At 43.8% G+C, this 14,076-nt stretch carries 14 protein-coding genes; 6 read left to right on the top strand and 8 right to left on the bottom strand.

Annotated elements, in window-relative coordinates; genetic code table 11:
* Positions 1–9: 9 nt before the first annotated feature.
* Positions 10–414, top strand: a complete 405-nt coding sequence (locus tag ACERC7_RS04010; protein ID WP_373658575.1) for a type II toxin-antitoxin system HicB family antitoxin — start codon at positions 10–12, stop codon at positions 412–414.
* Positions 415–1,080: 666 nt separating this feature from the next.
* Here ACERC7_RS04010 and ACERC7_RS04005 read toward each other — a convergent pair.
* From ACERC7_RS04005 to ACERC7_RS03980, 6 genes are read right to left on the bottom strand one after another with little or no spacing between them, the layout of a single operon-like run.
* Positions 1,081–1,764, bottom strand: a complete 684-nt coding sequence (locus ACERC7_RS04005) for an NAD(P)H-dependent oxidoreductase (protein ID WP_373666202.1) — start codon at positions 1,762–1,764, stop codon at positions 1,081–1,083.
* Position 1,765: 1 nt separating this feature from the next.
* A complete protein-coding gene (locus ACERC7_RS04000; protein ID WP_373658573.1) occupies positions 1,766–2,059 on the bottom strand; it encodes a Veg family protein in 294 nt (97 codons plus the stop codon).
* Between the two features lie 13 nt (positions 2,060–2,072).
* Entirely contained in the window at positions 2,073–2,627 is a 555-nt protein-coding gene (locus ACERC7_RS03995; RefSeq protein WP_373658572.1) for a hypothetical protein, read from the bottom strand.
* Between the two features lie 11 nt (positions 2,628–2,638).
* Entirely contained in the window at positions 2,639–3,991 is a 1,353-nt protein-coding gene (gene dnaB / locus ACERC7_RS03990) for a replicative DNA helicase (protein WP_373658609.1), read from the bottom strand.
* A gap of 42 nt (positions 3,992–4,033) precedes the next feature.
* The gene (rplI, locus tag ACERC7_RS03985; protein ID WP_373658571.1) at positions 4,034–4,486 is read right to left on the bottom strand and encodes a 50S ribosomal protein L9; all 453 of its coding nucleotides are present in this window, start codon (positions 4,484–4,486) and stop codon (positions 4,034–4,036) included.
* A 5-nt stretch (positions 4,487–4,491) separates the two neighbouring features.
* Positions 4,492–6,444, bottom strand: coding sequence for a DHH family phosphoesterase (locus tag ACERC7_RS03980; protein WP_373666201.1), 1,953 nt, complete (start codon positions 6,442–6,444; stop codon positions 4,492–4,494).
* A 360-nt stretch (positions 6,445–6,804) separates the two neighbouring features.
* On the opposite strand from ACERC7_RS03980, the gene ACERC7_RS03975 reads away from it, so the two are divergent.
* The gene (locus ACERC7_RS03975; RefSeq protein WP_373666200.1) at positions 6,805–8,700 is read left to right on the top strand and encodes a M13 family metallopeptidase; all 1,896 of its coding nucleotides are present in this window, start codon (positions 6,805–6,807) and stop codon (positions 8,698–8,700) included.
* Between the two features lie 91 nt (positions 8,701–8,791).
* Here the strand turns inward: ACERC7_RS03975 and ACERC7_RS03970 are convergent, their stop codons facing one another.
* Positions 8,792–9,817: a low specificity L-threonine aldolase gene (locus ACERC7_RS03970; protein ID WP_373666199.1), complete on the bottom strand. Its 1,026-nt coding sequence runs from the start codon at positions 9,815–9,817 to the stop codon at positions 8,792–8,794.
* 154 nt (positions 9,818–9,971) lie between these two features.
* Between ACERC7_RS03970 and ruvA the strand changes: the two genes are divergently transcribed.
* The gene (ruvA, locus tag ACERC7_RS03965; protein WP_373666198.1) at positions 9,972–10,571 is read left to right on the top strand and encodes a Holliday junction branch migration protein RuvA; all 600 of its coding nucleotides are present in this window, start codon (positions 9,972–9,974) and stop codon (positions 10,569–10,571) included.
* Between the two features lie 23 nt (positions 10,572–10,594).
* Here ruvA and ACERC7_RS03960 read toward each other — a convergent pair whose 3' ends face one another.
* Complete coding sequence (locus ACERC7_RS03960; RefSeq protein ID WP_373666197.1) at positions 10,595–11,446, bottom strand: helix-turn-helix domain-containing protein; 852 nt, start codon at positions 11,444–11,446, stop codon at positions 10,595–10,597.
* 305 nt (positions 11,447–11,751) lie between these two features.
* Between ACERC7_RS03960 and ACERC7_RS03955 the strand changes: the two genes are divergently transcribed.
* The 3 genes from ACERC7_RS03955 to ACERC7_RS03945 all read left to right on the top strand — a co-directional run bounded on the left by ACERC7_RS03955 (position 11,752) and on the right by ACERC7_RS03945 (position 14,057).
* Positions 11,752–12,087: a hypothetical protein gene (locus tag ACERC7_RS03955; protein WP_149036268.1), complete on the top strand. Its 336-nt coding sequence runs from the start codon at positions 11,752–11,754 to the stop codon at positions 12,085–12,087.
* 182 nt (positions 12,088–12,269) lie between these two features.
* The gene (locus ACERC7_RS03950; protein ID WP_373666196.1) at positions 12,270–13,145 is read left to right on the top strand and encodes a hypothetical protein; all 876 of its coding nucleotides are present in this window, start codon (positions 12,270–12,272) and stop codon (positions 13,143–13,145) included.
* Between the two features lie 24 nt (positions 13,146–13,169).
* Complete coding sequence (locus ACERC7_RS03945; RefSeq protein WP_373666195.1) at positions 13,170–14,057, top strand: hypothetical protein; 888 nt, start codon at positions 13,170–13,172, stop codon at positions 14,055–14,057.
* Positions 14,058–14,076 lie beyond the last annotated feature (19 nt).

The following is a 14,076-nucleotide window of genomic DNA, read 5'->3' as shown; positions in this document are numbered from 1 at the left end:
CCAAAGATTATGAAGTACACTTATTTAGCTATTTTTGAGGCAGACCACGAAAACGGCGGTTATACTATCACGTTCCCAGACTTTCCAGGGGCGATTAGTGAGGCAGACACATTGAGCGAGGCGGTTTATAATGCCCGTGAGGTGCTGGAGATTTACGCCCTTATGTTTGAAGATGAGGGCAAGGAGTTCCCAGCGGTATCATCTTTCAAGGCTCTTGCGGATAAGCTGACCAGCGATGATGACATTATCCAAGCGGTAACGGTGGATAGTGAGCTGGTGCGTGAACGTGAGCGGTCAAAAATCGTCAATAAGACAGTAACCTTGCCTAGCTGGTTGGTCGAGATTGGCAAAGAAAGAAAGGTCAATTTTTCCCAGCTCTTGCAAAAGGCAATCCGTGAGGAATTGCAAGTATAAGCCTAGCCCCTAGCTGGGCTTTTTTGCGTGGTCTGAACGCAGATAAACGCAGTAGGTCACAGTAGAATACACTAGGAAACAGTAAAATACAGTAGCAAGAGATGCGTGAGTGTGGTATATAGGCAAGGTGGTCTAACGCCCATGAAGCAAGTCACTTGTGGAGGCGGTGGGTTGCCTTGCCTATCTAACTTTTTTTCATCACAAAAGAAAAGCACCTTGTGAGGTGCTAGTCTCTTGCCTGCTGAACTCGTGAAATTTAATCACCAATTTACTACCCTTTAAGTTTCCTGTATTTGTCAATTTTTGACCATTTTAGCTAAGAATAAAGTCAAAACCCTAGGCTTTTACCCTCTATTTGTCGGTATTTGACACAACCCAGATAACAAAATGCTTTAATCTGATAGTGAAGCACATAAAAAGCCCGTGGTTGCGGGCTTTTTACTTTATCTGAAAATGTTGCTCTTTGAAAAAATTCCCTTTTTAAAAATTTCCTAGAGCTGACTTGTAGAACGTAATGGCTTTTCATTATGGCTTAAAGTCATAATAAGATAACGTCCATTCAACGAGCGTTAGTCAAGTAATCAAGTAGCCTGGACGTTGACGCGGTTGGAGAGAATCACCTTATAGGCGGTGTAAAAACCACCCTTGAAAACGGGTGATTTGGATTTAATCCGTCAACCAACTAATAACTTCTTCACGCGGTTTGCGTGTTTTAGGGTGTTTGGGGTCACGTAAGCGGTAGCCTAGAGATAACATGGTCACTAGACCTTCTTTGTTTTGGTCGATAATGCCTGCTTCTGTCAATAGACGATTGACTTCTTCCTGATGGAAGCCTTCGATAGGACAACTGTCAATCCCTAAAAGAGCAGCACAAGTCATCACATTACCTAGAACGATATAGGTCTGCTTGGCTGTCCAGTCAAACAGAGCCCGTTCATCGTCCGCCATCGCCATATCGCGTGTTTGAAATGCCTTATAAAGCGCCAAACGACTGTTTAGATCAGCTTCGCTAGTTAAGCCTCGTCGCACTAAACTTTGCCGCATGCTCTCGCTATCGTAGCGGGCATTTTTTTCTGCGACCAGAAAAAAGAAGTGACTGGCTGTCTCAAATTGCGGAATGGCTCCCCAAGAAACGGTCTTTAGAGCATCTTTCAACTGACTGTCCAGTTTATGATTATCAATAGCGATAAATCGCCAGCCCTCTAAGCCGACAGAGCTAGGACTTTGGTGAGCGATATCAAGGAGTAGCTCAACGTCTTCCCTCGCTAACTGCTGTTCGCTATAGACACGAACGGCTGTTCGAAAATCACTAGCCGTTCTAATGGCATGTCTCATTTCCTGGTGGTCCATACTATTCTCCTTGTTCTTCTTTAATGGTATCCTCTGTTTCATCCAAGTAACGAATCAGCGTTTTTTCTGTCAAAATATCAGAGTAGGTATAAGACTCGATGGAGGTTTGACCTGTCAATTCATCGGTAAACTCGATGACAAATAAGGAGGGATAAACCTCTGATAGGAGACCTTGCTTAATATTTTCTCGTTTTCTCCCGTTTTCTAAGGTTAATTCGACAATTTGCCCCTCGTGAGCCTTGATGTCTTCCTTGATTTTTTTCATTTTTGCAACGTCTGTAAATGCATCACTCATGTGTTTCTCCTTTTTAATGGTATGTAATATGTGGGAAATCCTTAAGAATGTCGTGGTGTACTGCTTCTAGCCAAAGCTTAGGACTGTTCAAGGTCAGAGCCTTAATGGGCAGGTAGACTGGCTTTGCCCCATCCAAGAAGTCAGCAATCAAGTATACCTTTGGCAAGCGTTTTAAGCTCCCACTAACTTTATAGTAACTCAGCCGAGAGACCCTAGCTAAGGGCACAACTGTAAATTGACCGACGCGATAAGAAATCAGGTGTCCCTTGTAGATGAGCAAACCAAACTGATGGTCAATAAAGCTAGCCCTCGTCTCAAGAGCAGATATTTGACCGTTTAATTCAGGAAACTGATTGAAAAATTGGGCATAATTCTTTTGGTTAGCAAGAATAATTTTCCCAGCCCAGACTAATAAGCCCAGTCCAAGCACGGTAAAAACTGCCATAGACATGTAGCCTATGTTATCAGCCTCTTGCCGTTCAGTAACAAATACCCATAAACAGGTACCTAGTAGCACCACTCCCTTGATCAAGTATTCGTAGATACCGCCCAACAATCGCTTTTTCACTGGTTTCTCCCCTACCTATTCTCTTCATAAGGTGCGATACTAGAAAACTTGTTGTATTCTTTTTGGAAAATCAATTTAACGGTTCCCCTGGCTCCTGCTCGGTTTTTTTCCAGAATAACTTCAATGATATTATCGGGTAGCCTGTCATTACCGTCCGCGTCTTTGTTATCGCGGTCATAGTAATCATCGCGATAAAGAAAAGCAACGATGTCCGCGTCTTGCTCGATGGACCCCGATTCGCGGATGTCAGATAGAACTGGGCGTTTGTCCTGCCGCTGCTCAACCCCACGAGAGAGCTGACTGAGGGCGATAACAGGAACTTTTAATTCCTTGGCTAAGATTTTCAACTGGCGAGAAATATCTGACACTTCCTGTTGGCGGTTTTCAGGTCGTGTACCCGTAATCAACTGCAGGTAGTCAATAACAATCAGTCCCAAGGGCTGTCCTAACTCTTGAGCCAGTTTGCGGGAACGTGCTCTGATTTCTGTAATCTTAATCCCTGGGGTATCGTCAATGTAAATCGGTGCCTTGGCAAGATTGCCCATGGCTATGGTGACATTTTGCCAATCTTGGTCAGTCAGTTGCCCTGTCCGCAAACGATGGGCATCAACCACACCTTCGGAAGCCACCATCCGGTCGACCAAGCTCTCTACGCCCATTTCCAGCGAGAAGATAGCGACGGGCTGATGTTGCTTGGTACCAACGTTTTGTGCGATATTGAGGACGAAGGCGGTTTTTCCGACTGCAGGACGTGCCGCAAGGATGATGAGCTGATCGGGATGCAAACCTGTGGTAATCTTGTCCAAGTCCCGAAAACCAGTTGGCAAACCAGTGACATCACTTGTCTGATTAGCACGCACCTCAAGATTTTCGTAATTTAGTGCCAGAACATCAGCGATTCGTTTGAAGCCACTGCGATGATGGTGTTCACCGACATCAACTAGAGCTTTTTCAGCCTCTGCTAATATTTCCTCAGGTGACAGACTGCCATCGTAGGCCTGATTAACCGACGCGGTAAGCCGATAGATGATTTGCCGAAGCATAGCCTTTTCAGCAACGATTTGGGCATAGTAGTCAACATTGGCTGATGTGGGAACGCTATTGACTAGCTCTGCGATGTAGGTCAGGCCACCGACAGCCTGTAAATCACCCTGATTATCCAAAATTGACCGGACTGTGGTTGCATCGATGGCTTCGCGACGGTCACTCAAGGAAAGCATGGCTTGAAAAATGATACGGTGAGCAGGCTTATAGAAATCCTCTGGATTGATGAATTCATGCACCCCGACCAGTTTATCAGGTGCAATAAAAAGAGCGCCCAAGACAGATTGCTCAGCTAACAAGTCTTGGGGTTGTACCCGCATTTCTTGAAATTCTGTCACGAGGACACCTCCTGTTTAGATGATTTAAGCTTCTTTGATGTGCAGCTTGATTTGCCCATCAACGTCTTTGTGAAGTTTCACAGGGACTTCGATCAAGCCGATAGCACGAATCGGATGGTCTAGTTGAATGCCTCGTTTATCAACAGTCAAACCAAACTGTTTTTTCAGCTCTTCGGCAATTTTCTTGGCAGTGATTGAGCCAAAGGTACGACCGTCTGGCCCAACCTTTTCAGAGAATTGGACACGATGCTCTTCCTTATCCAACTCAGTTTTCAAGCGTTTGGCTTCGGCTAAGAGCTCAGCAGCGTGTTTCTCTTCAGATTTTTGTTTACCTGCTAACTCACCAATCGCTTGATTAGTGGCTTCTTTGGCGAGATTTTTTTTGATAAGAAAGTTTTGAGCGTAGCCCGTAGGAACTTCCTTAATCTCACCTTTTTTACCTTTTCCCTTAACATCTTGTAGAAAAATAACTTTCATACTCGTTACTCCTTGTCTATCGTAATTTCTTCTATTTCGGTTAGTAAAATATCCCTAACTTGTCGTGTAGATTGGCTATCCAACTGGGCGGCTGCCACATTGAAGTGACCGCCACCGCCGAGGCGCTCCATCAGGCGCTGCACGTTGATATCTTTTTTACTGCGCGCAGAAATAGCGACAGTGCCATTCGCTGTTCTGGTGATGACGAAGCTGGCTTCGATACCAGCCATCTCAAGAAGGGTATCTGCTGCTTTGCCTGTCTGAGTATTGGTATAGACGACATTTTCATCACCTGTAGCGATAATGACCCGCTGACCGACGAGCTGCCCTGCCATAATCAGCTGGTTTATTTGACGGTATTCGTCAAAGTTTTGAGCGGAGATTGTCTGAATAGCGACGCTATCGCTACCATATCGGCGCAAGTAACTCGCCACATCAAAGGTACGGCTGGTTACTCTGGCAGAAAAATTCTTGGTATCCAGCATGATGCCTGCCATTAAAACGCTAGCCTGCAAGCGACTAATCGGTTTAGGGGCGTTTTGAAACTGAATCAGCTCGGTGACGAGTTCACTGGCTGAACTAGCTCCTGTTTCGATAAAACTAAGGCTGGCATTGTCAGGGAAGTCCTCATCTCGGCGATGATGATCCACGATAATCACCTCACGAAACTGCCGATAAAACTCTTGAGATAAGGTCAGCGCGAGTTTTGAATGGTCAACCATAATTAAAAGCGAACGCCGTTTAAGGTGACCAAAAGCTTCTGCCAGTGTTAGTAGTCGTGTGCTCTCGTCATGTTTTAAATAGCTGATAGCCCGCGCTACATCATCGGTCATGCTCTCTGGGTCATACACTGCATAAGCCTCATCAATCACCTGTGACGCAAAAACCTGCATACCGACACTGGCAGCTAAAGCATCCATATCCGTCTGCTTATGCCCAACGACAAACACATTATCAGCATGCTTGATTTTCTCTGAGATAGCAGACATCATCGCCCTGGTGCGTGTCCGAGAGCGTTTGACGGTAGAGGTGCTACCGCCACCAAAATACTGCACATCTTTATCTGGCAGGTTCTCTTTGACGACAACTTGGTCACCGCCTCGAACCATGGCAAGGTTAAGGTTATTTTGAGCCACTCGACCGATATCCTGATAATCGTGACTACCATAAGCAATTCCGATACTCAGCGTTAAGCCTAGTTCAAGCTCCTTTGCTGCCTGACGAAATTGCTCCAGCAAGGCAAACTTTTCCTCAATTAACTCCGTCAAGACCAAATAATCTGTGAACAAGTAGAACCGATCCATTTCGGTTCGACGATAGAAAATCTTCTTTTGATTGGCAAAATCAGAGATAAAATTCGCCACAAAACTGTTGATTTGTGACACCTCTGCATCAGCCAAATTGTCCGTCATGTCATCATAGTTATCAACAGAAACAACCGCGATAACCGGACTAAACTCGCTCAAGATTGGTGCTTGAACCTCTGGTTGGTAGGTGTGCCAAAAGTAAAGCATCCCTTTAGCACTATCCGTCGTCACCATCAGGAGGGTGTCCCCAAGTTTAACAGTTCCTTGATGGTTATGCCTAAACAACTCAAGGACACTGTTGGCATCAAAGTCACCGTCTTCTGTGGTCAATAGCAGAGCAGCATAGGGATTGAACCAGGTCACATGTTGATGGTCTTCAGAAAACTGAACCACACCAACGGGCATCTGATCCAGCAAAGTGGCTAAGTTATCCTCCATTTGATCTGCTATCCGTTCAACTTGTTCATTTTCAGACAAATCATAGCTGAACTTTTGGTACAAAGATAAACCGACCAGAGCAATCATAACTCCCAGCAACAAGAAGAAAAACCAAATAGATTGCCCAACCAAGACATGACCCAAAGCCAATACGCCATAGCAAATCAAACCAATCATGATGAGATGGTTCTTATCAAATCGAAATTTTTTCATGTTAAACCTCTTAATGCCTTATTATATCACAAAAAAGCTCTAAAGGATAGCAATTTTAGATTGGGAATGAAGGACCGTAGAGACGGTATGGCAACCATGCCAGGATACCTTAAAGATAGGCAAAGCAAGTCCGATGAATGTCGGTGCTATTATACGGATTTACTAAGTTATCATGAGGTAGTAAAGTGGGTTGCTTGACGATTAAGGTTCTTTTAAGGAAGAAGGCTTATCATTAACTCATCTTTTTCATAAATCTCCTAGTTAAAGCCCAGCAATTTGCTGGGCTTTAACGTTTTTTCTACTCAAAACGTCAAAATTTTGCTACAATAATATCCAGCAACTGAAAAGGAGTATGAACGAATGACACGTTTACAAGATGATTTTTACAAGAGTGTTAACGGTGAGTGGGAAAAGACAGCTGTGATTCCAGATGACAAGCCAACGACAGGTGGCTTTATGGATTTGCACCTGGGCATAGAAAAGCTCATGCTTGAGACTACGGACAAGTGGTTGGCAGGTGAGGATGTGCCGACAGATCCTATTCTGCAAAACTTCGTCAAGTTCCATCGCTTGGCGGCTGATTTTGACAAACGTGAGGCTGATGGTGTGGCGCCAGCCATGCCCCTGATCGAGGAAATTCGTGCCCTCAACTCTTTCAAAGCCTTCACTGATAAACTAGTAGACTTTGAGTTTGCAGGTAAGCCCAACCTCCTGCCGTTTGGGGTATCGCCTGACTTTATGAACGCCCAGCACAATGTCCTTTGGGCTTATGGTATGGATACCATTCTCCCAGACACAACCTACTATGAGGACGGTCATGAGAAGGGAGCGGAGTTGTTGGCGAAATGGCGGAGCTGTCAGGAAGAGCTCCTACCTCACTTCGGTTTTACAACTGAGGAGATTGCCGATATGCTGGACAAGATCATCGCCTTGGATGCCAAGATTGCCCAGTATGCCCTATCAAACGAAGAGTCAGCCAAGTATGTGGAGCACTACCACCCTTACGACTGGGCAGACTTTACCGCTCTGGCCCCAGAGTTGCCACTGAATAGAGTGTTCACAGAGATTTTGGGGCGTTTGCCAGAGCAGGTTATCGTGCGCGAGGAGCGTTTCTGGACAGGCTTTGCTAAGGAATTTTATTCAGAAGCCAACTGGCCAGCCCTCAAGGCAAGTCTCTTGAGTTTGGCGGCGCAACAGTACACCAGCTACCTAACAGACGATATCAGGGTCTTAGCGGGAGCTTATGGGCGTCACCTCTCGGGGACGCCACAAGCCATGGACAAGAAAAAAGCAGCTAGTTACCTGGCCCAAAGTCCTTATAGCCAAGCCATCGGTCTCTGGTATGCGCAGCATTACTTCTCGCCAGAAGCTAAGAAGGACGTTGAGGACAAGGTGAGAACCATGATTGCAGTTTACAAGGAGCGCCTAGAGACCAACGACTGGCTCAAGCCCGAGACTCGTGACAAGGCCATCGCCAAACTCAATACCATCGTGCCACACATCGGCTACCCAGAAAAACTCCCTGAGACCTATGCGCAAAAAATCATCGATGAAAACAAGTCTCTAGTCGACAATGTTCAGAAATTAGCAGAGATTTCTATCCGTCACGGTTGGAGCAAGTGGGATAAACCTGTTGACAAGTCCGAGTGGCACATGCCGGCTCACATGGTCAATGCCTACTATGACCCTCAACAGAACCAGATTGTTTTCCCAGCGGCAATCTTGCAGGCGCCGTTTTATAGTTTGGAGCAGTCTTCCTCAGCCAACTATGGGGGGATTGGTGCGGTCATCGCGCATGAGATTTCCCATGCCTTTGATACCAACGGTGCCAGCTTTGATGAGCATGGGAGTTTGAAAAACTGGTGGACAGACGAGGACTACGCGGCCTTCAAAGAGCGGACAGACAAGGTTGTCGCTCTCTTTGATGGTCAGGATTCTCACGGTGCCAAAGTCAATGGCCAGCTGACGGTGTCTGAAAACGTGGCAGACTTAGGAGGTCTTGCCTGTGCCTTAGAAGCTGCCAAGAAAGAAGCTGACTTCTCAGCGGCAGACTATTTCACCAACTTTGCCACCATCTGGCGTTTGAAAGCTCGTGAGGAGTACATGCAAATGCTGGCTAGTGTTGATGTCCATGCCCCAGGTCACTTGCGTTGTAACTTGCAAGTACCAAACTTTGCTGAATTCCATGAGACCTTTGGGGTCACACCAGCAGATGGTATGTGGCGTGATGAAGCGGATCGTGTGATTATCTGGTAGTCATTGACGAGTGTCTTGTCAGTGATTGACGGTAATGATGTAAAAGTGACGAGTCAAACGATTCGCCACTTTTTCGTTGTTAGATTCGTTGTTATAATAGTTCTCTTAATTGGTCGACATCTTCCTGCGTGGTTGACCAGCTGGTTGTTAGGCGGATGACGGTACGGTTATCATCATAAGGTTCCCAGATGGTATAGACCATTGACTCAGCGAGCTTGCTCAGCTGGCTATTGTCGATGATCACAAACTGCTGGTTTGTCGGAGAATCGATGTAAAGGTGGTAGCCTTTTTCAAGGAGAATCGTTCTGACTTGTTCAGCGAGTTTGATAGCGTGACGCCCAATAGTTAGGTGTAAGTCATCAGTAAACAGGCGATCAAATTGAACACCAAGAACTCGCCCTTTTGCGAGAAGAGCGCCGTGTTGCTTGACGATACTGGTGAAGTTTTTCGGCATGGGCTGTCTGGTAAAGACTAAGGCTTCACCTGCTAAAGCACCGATTTTTGTGCCGCCGATGTAAAAGACATCACAAAGCTCTGCTATTGTCGGCAAATCGACATCTGTCTCGGTCACGGCTAAGCCATAGGACAAGCGTGCGCCGTCAAGAAAGAGCGGTAAGGTGTAGTGACGACAGATTGAAGCGAGGGCTTCTAACTCCGCTTTGGAGTAGAGTGTGCCATACTCTGTCGGATGTGAGATGTAGACCATACCTGGTGCTACCATGTGTTCTTTGGCATCATCTTGGTAAAACTGTTCGAGATAGGCCTTTAGTTTATGGGCAGAGAGCTTGCCTTGTTCGTGAGGGATTGTTAAGACCTTGTGACCAGTATACTCAATCGCGCCTGCTTCATGGGTGTTAATATGCCCAGTGTCAACAGTTACAACCCCCTCATAGGAGCGAAGGAGGCTTGCGATGGCAACTTGGTTGGTTTGTGTTCCTCCTGTTAAAAAGAATACGTCTGCATCTGGTGATTGGCAGGCCAGCTTGATTTTCTCAGCTGTTCGTTTGGTGTAGTAATCTGTCCCGTAGCCAGCTAAATTTTCAGTGTTTGTTTCTAACAAGGCTTTGAGTAGCTCGGGGTGAGCCCCTTCGTTATAATCATTTTCAAAATGTAACATGGTATCTCCTTTTGTGTTAGGACTAGCTTATCATTTTTTAGTTAAAAAGCAAGATTTTTTTGTCACTGATGGAAGAGAATGTCAGTGTCGGAACCACTTCATGGGCTATTTTTCTTTTTATCTTGCTGTGGTATAATGGTATAAAGGAGACTCTATGTACGACTATATCAAAGGCACACTGACCAAAATCACCGCCAAGCACCTCGTGGTCGAGGCTTATGGCATCGGCTACCTACTTCATATCGCCAATCCCTACCGTTTTTCAGACCGTGTTGGTCAGGACGTCCAGCTTTACCTCTATCAGGTGGTGCGTGAGGACGCCCAGCTCCTCTACGCTTTTGCCAGCGAAAGTGAGAAAGAAGTCTTCCTCAACCTCATCTCGGTCACAGGGATTGGACCAACCACCGCCCTCGCCATCATCGCAGTGGACGACAATGACGGGCTGGTCGCCGCCATTGACAGCAGCAACATCACCTACCTGACCAAGTTCCCCAAGGTCGGCAAAAAAACTGCCCAGCAGATGGTGCTGGACTTGGCTGGTAAGTTTGAGCCTAGGGCTACTTCGGCTGACGCCAATAGCAGAGCTGCTCTGCCATTGACCCCAGAAAACACCGCTCTTGAAGAAGCTATAGAGGCTCTCCTCGCTCTGGGCTATAAGGCGGCTGAGCTCAAGAAAATCAAGACCTTCTTTGACGGCACGACCGATACAACGGAGAACTACATCAAGAGTGCGCTTAAGATGCTGATGAAATAAGAAAAATGAGTAGGACAACCTGCTCATTTTTTCAGTTTATCCAGTTCTTCTCGTGCATTGGTTAACATCTTGTCTTCGCCTGTCAGTTCGAGTAAGGCTAGCCCCTTGTCGATCAAATCGCGGTCATCACGGCAAATGCCCAAGCGAACCTGCGCAAACCCTAGCTGGTCATAACGCTTGGTCTCACGAGCTAAGTCTTCAATCATCATCGTCAGTCGTTCACAGTCCTTGATGAGGTTGTTATAGAGAAAAATACTGGAAAGGTTGGCAAGGAGAGCGTATTTTAGGTCGTTGATGTTACGGTAATCCTTGTATTTTTCGAGACTGACAAGCAGTTTATCAGTTGTGACAATAATCGTTTCTAAAGGAAAGGTAAACAAAATCACACCAATCATTTTCAAGTCTCGTTCATACCAAGTATCTTGCTTAGCAAGTTCGTCCCAGATTCTTTTAGTAAGCTGTTGTAGTTCTTCAGAAGGATTTAAAAAACCTTGCTTGCGAACTAAGAGGGTCACATTGATTTTATCTAGGAGTTTTTTTATGGGAATATCATGGTGAGTTTTTAGATGTTCTTCACACAGGCATTTTATCTGGTAGAGTTCTGTGTTATCTGCTATTGATTTATAGTTATAAACTCTCTCAAAGATATGCTCTCTTTGTCGTGGTCTATAGTGGTTACAGATATAGCGGAATTCCTCTAAACTCATGTTGATTTGATCAAGGAGAAAAATCACGTTTTCAAACTTAGGGACAACTATGCCACTTTCTATCTTGGTCAGTGTGGTTCTCGAAATCATATCGCCACAAACTTGAACTTGGGTTAAACCTTTTGATTTTCGAATTTTTTTATAGATATAGCCAAAATCATGTCTCATAAAATCCTCCTAAAATAAAAAGTGAAAAAAGTTTACATTTTAATCGCTTATCTACTTTTTATTGTATCATAAAATAAAGAAAAGGAGGAAAAATGAAAAACTTGATATTAGCTAAACTAATTATTACTACCTGTCTAATTGCTCCAGTTTTAGCCCTAGATTGGACGTGGTTAATATTGCTTTAATGCTTTACGGCAAGCAGTATTATAAATAGATAGAATCGAGGTGAGTCCGATGGATTAACTAACAGTTAATGTGTGCTAAAAAACGAACAAAATGTTATAATACGTAAAGGAGAATTGATGATGAAAAATTGGAAAAAGAAACTAATGACCTTGACTGCCCTATCTTTGCTTGGCTTAGGAACTGCTCAAGTTATTCAGGCAATAACCTTCAGCAATGGTCCTAAGTGGGTAAGAAGTACAGAGCAATTACAATTGCGCTATTTTGGGGAAGCCTATACGAAAGCAGCACGAGGTGCTGCAAGAGGAATTTATAAAAGAGATGGTAGGGTCGTTGGTTCCGTAACTGCTCTGGTACCATCTTGGTCTGATGCCGCAGAAGATTATCAGACAACCTATGTTTGGGATTCGTTAATTTCAGGTCGGCGTTACGTCACTCAATTTTATGCTCAATGGTGATGAACATCTATATCAAGAGCGATTATAGAGTGGGCTCTAATTCGCTGATTTTATCAGCTTTCACAGCCCTACTCAACTGTGCGGAGGTGGGACGACTCATTGAATTCTGACGAATGACCGATTTTTGTCCCACTCTCATCTGTATTATCTAATGGGATGGATTGAAAATGGAGGAATTCTGGATGAGATATATTTATCGGCTACTCATTGCCAGGCGTTGGTATATTTTTGTGTCAATTATCTTATTAGGTTTTGTCATGAATTTTTTGACATTTTATGAGTCTAGTCGCTTATTTCGTTACGCACCGCAGTTGATAGGGTTATATCATAAGCGTAGTGATAATGACTATGAAATCATTCATCTACCTTACACCATCAACCAGAGGATTATCCCAAATTCTTCAGAGGAAACAGAAGAATTTTATAACATTATCAAAGAAACTTTTTTTGACAAAGATATTAGTGAAACTCTCTACTACAATAAATGGGGATATATAGAAGGGGGAAGTCTAGAACAGTTGACCTTTGAAGAATTCAGGGAAAAATCTTCTTTTGCAAATTCAGGTACACTTGATGAGTTATTTTTAGATGATTTACTTGTCAGAAATACGTCAAAATCCACTTTAAGTGCCGTTACTGAAAAATTCAAAACGCTTAATATAAACATGTCGTTTGAGTCACTTAACCAACGTTTATCGGCAGAAGTGAACTATTATGTTGTCAACTTTTTATTCGGGCTAGGGGCAGCTCTATTTATTCTGATATTTGTATTAGCGCTGCTCTATTGGCTGATACAAACAAGCTTAAACCTCTATCAAGATGACATCAGATTATTAAGTATTGTTGGAGCAAATAAGCAAGACATTTGTATTGGCTTTTCGTTATTACTATTTAGCCCAATTTTTTTAGCCTCTATCCTAGTTATCATTTTTGCACATGCCATTGGCTTTGGTGCGATTGCCTACGATTATATTTATTTACTTTGCTTCAATGCTTTTGTGCTAAGCTTGATTTACTTTATTGTAAAAAGTCAACTAAGAAAGTCTCTAAATGCTTGAATTGATATCATAGAGGAGCTAACAATGGCGTATGTGTTTTGGACAATCATTAAAAAACGCTGGTATGTTTTTGGTATCATGGGTCTGTTTACCTTTATCACGACCGTTCTATCGTGGAACAATACCAATCTATTGTTTACCCAATTACCCTATATCATTCAGCTTCATGACAAATCATCAACCGATGTTTATGAAATTGTGGCAATTCCTCATGCTGAATCAGACGGTCTTATCATAACCAACACCTCTAGCGAAAGGCAACAATTTATTGGGTTGCTAGAGACCACGTTTTTTAGCAATAAGAGTGTAGATAAACTGTATAGAGACAAACAAGGGTATTTGGAAGGCGATAAGGGATTGGCTGAAATGCCTAAATTAGAGCAGTCCGAACTTTCACAGATGCTAGCAGGACATATTTTTCAACCAGAATTTTTTGACGATTTATTAGTGGCAAATACATCTCCCGAACACTTAAAACAAGCTGAGTTGTTAGCTGAAAAACTAAGAATTAACTTGATGTTTACCTCTCTTAAAAAGCGATTTCAGAGTGAATTAAGGTATTACGGTGGCGGAGCTCTCTTTGCTCTGTTGGTCAACGTGCTGGCATCTGGCTTTGGCTTATTACTGATTTACTGGCTTATCCACTCTCTGTTCATCATCTGTCAAGAGGATATTCGATTATTGAGGATTATTGGCTTATCCAAGTCTCAACTGCATCGGTACTTGCTGATACTGGTGCTAAGCGCTCCAATGTTTGGAATTTTCCTATCGTTATTATTTATTCACAGCATTTCTGTTGGTCGTACGATACTCATTTGGGATTATATCTATCTATTTAGTTACCAGTTTTTGATCGGACTTATAATATCAAAACTATTGTCAAGTCAACTAAGGAGGTTTCTCGATGCTTGAGTTGTCATTACAAAGGAGC

Origin of the sequence: Streptococcus sp. E17BB (assembly GCF_041807725.1) — a bacterium.
Lineage (GTDB): Bacteria > Bacillota > Bacilli > Lactobacillales > Streptococcaceae > Streptococcus > Streptococcus entericus.
Note: the sequence above shows the minus strand (reverse complement) of the source record. Positions and strands in the feature narration are given on the sequence as shown.

Excerpts from the sequence above, each read along its gene's own strand:
- ACERC7_RS03955 (WP_149036268.1), top strand. The coding sequence starts at position 11,752 with ATGAAAAATTGGAAAAAGAAACTAATGACCTTGACTGCCCTATCTTTG.
- ACERC7_RS03960 (WP_373666197.1), bottom strand. The coding sequence starts at position 11,446 with ATGAGACATGATTTTGGCTATATCTATAAAAAAATTCGAAAATCAAAA.
- dnaB (WP_373658609.1), bottom strand. The coding sequence starts at position 3,991 with ATGCGGGTACAACCCCAAGACTTGTTAGCTGAGCAATCTGTCTTGGGC.
- ACERC7_RS04000 (WP_373658573.1), bottom strand. The coding sequence starts at position 2,059 with ATGAGTGATGCATTTACAGACGTTGCAAAAATGAAAAAAATCAAGGAA.
- ACERC7_RS03945 (WP_373666195.1), top strand. The coding sequence starts at position 13,170 with ATGGCGTATGTGTTTTGGACAATCATTAAAAAACGCTGGTATGTTTTT.
- ACERC7_RS03980 (WP_373666201.1), bottom strand. The coding sequence starts at position 6,444 with ATGAAAAAATTTCGATTTGATAAGAACCATCTCATCATGATTGGTTTG.
- ACERC7_RS04010 (WP_373658575.1), top strand. The coding sequence starts at position 10 with ATGAAGTACACTTATTTAGCTATTTTTGAGGCAGACCACGAAAACGGC.
- ACERC7_RS03970 (WP_373666199.1), bottom strand. The coding sequence starts at position 9,817 with ATGTTACATTTTGAAAATGATTATAACGAAGGGGCTCACCCCGAGCTA.
- rplI (WP_373658571.1), bottom strand. The coding sequence starts at position 4,486 with ATGAAAGTTATTTTTCTACAAGATGTTAAGGGAAAAGGTAAAAAAGGT.
- ACERC7_RS04005 (WP_373666202.1), bottom strand. The coding sequence starts at position 1,764 with ATGGACCACCAGGAAATGAGACATGCCATTAGAACGGCTAGTGATTTT.
- ruvA (WP_373666198.1), top strand. The coding sequence starts at position 9,972 with ATGTACGACTATATCAAAGGCACACTGACCAAAATCACCGCCAAGCAC.
- ACERC7_RS03975 (WP_373666200.1), top strand. The coding sequence starts at position 6,805 with ATGACACGTTTACAAGATGATTTTTACAAGAGTGTTAACGGTGAGTGG.
- ACERC7_RS03950 (WP_373666196.1), top strand. The coding sequence starts at position 12,270 with ATGAGATATATTTATCGGCTACTCATTGCCAGGCGTTGGTATATTTTT.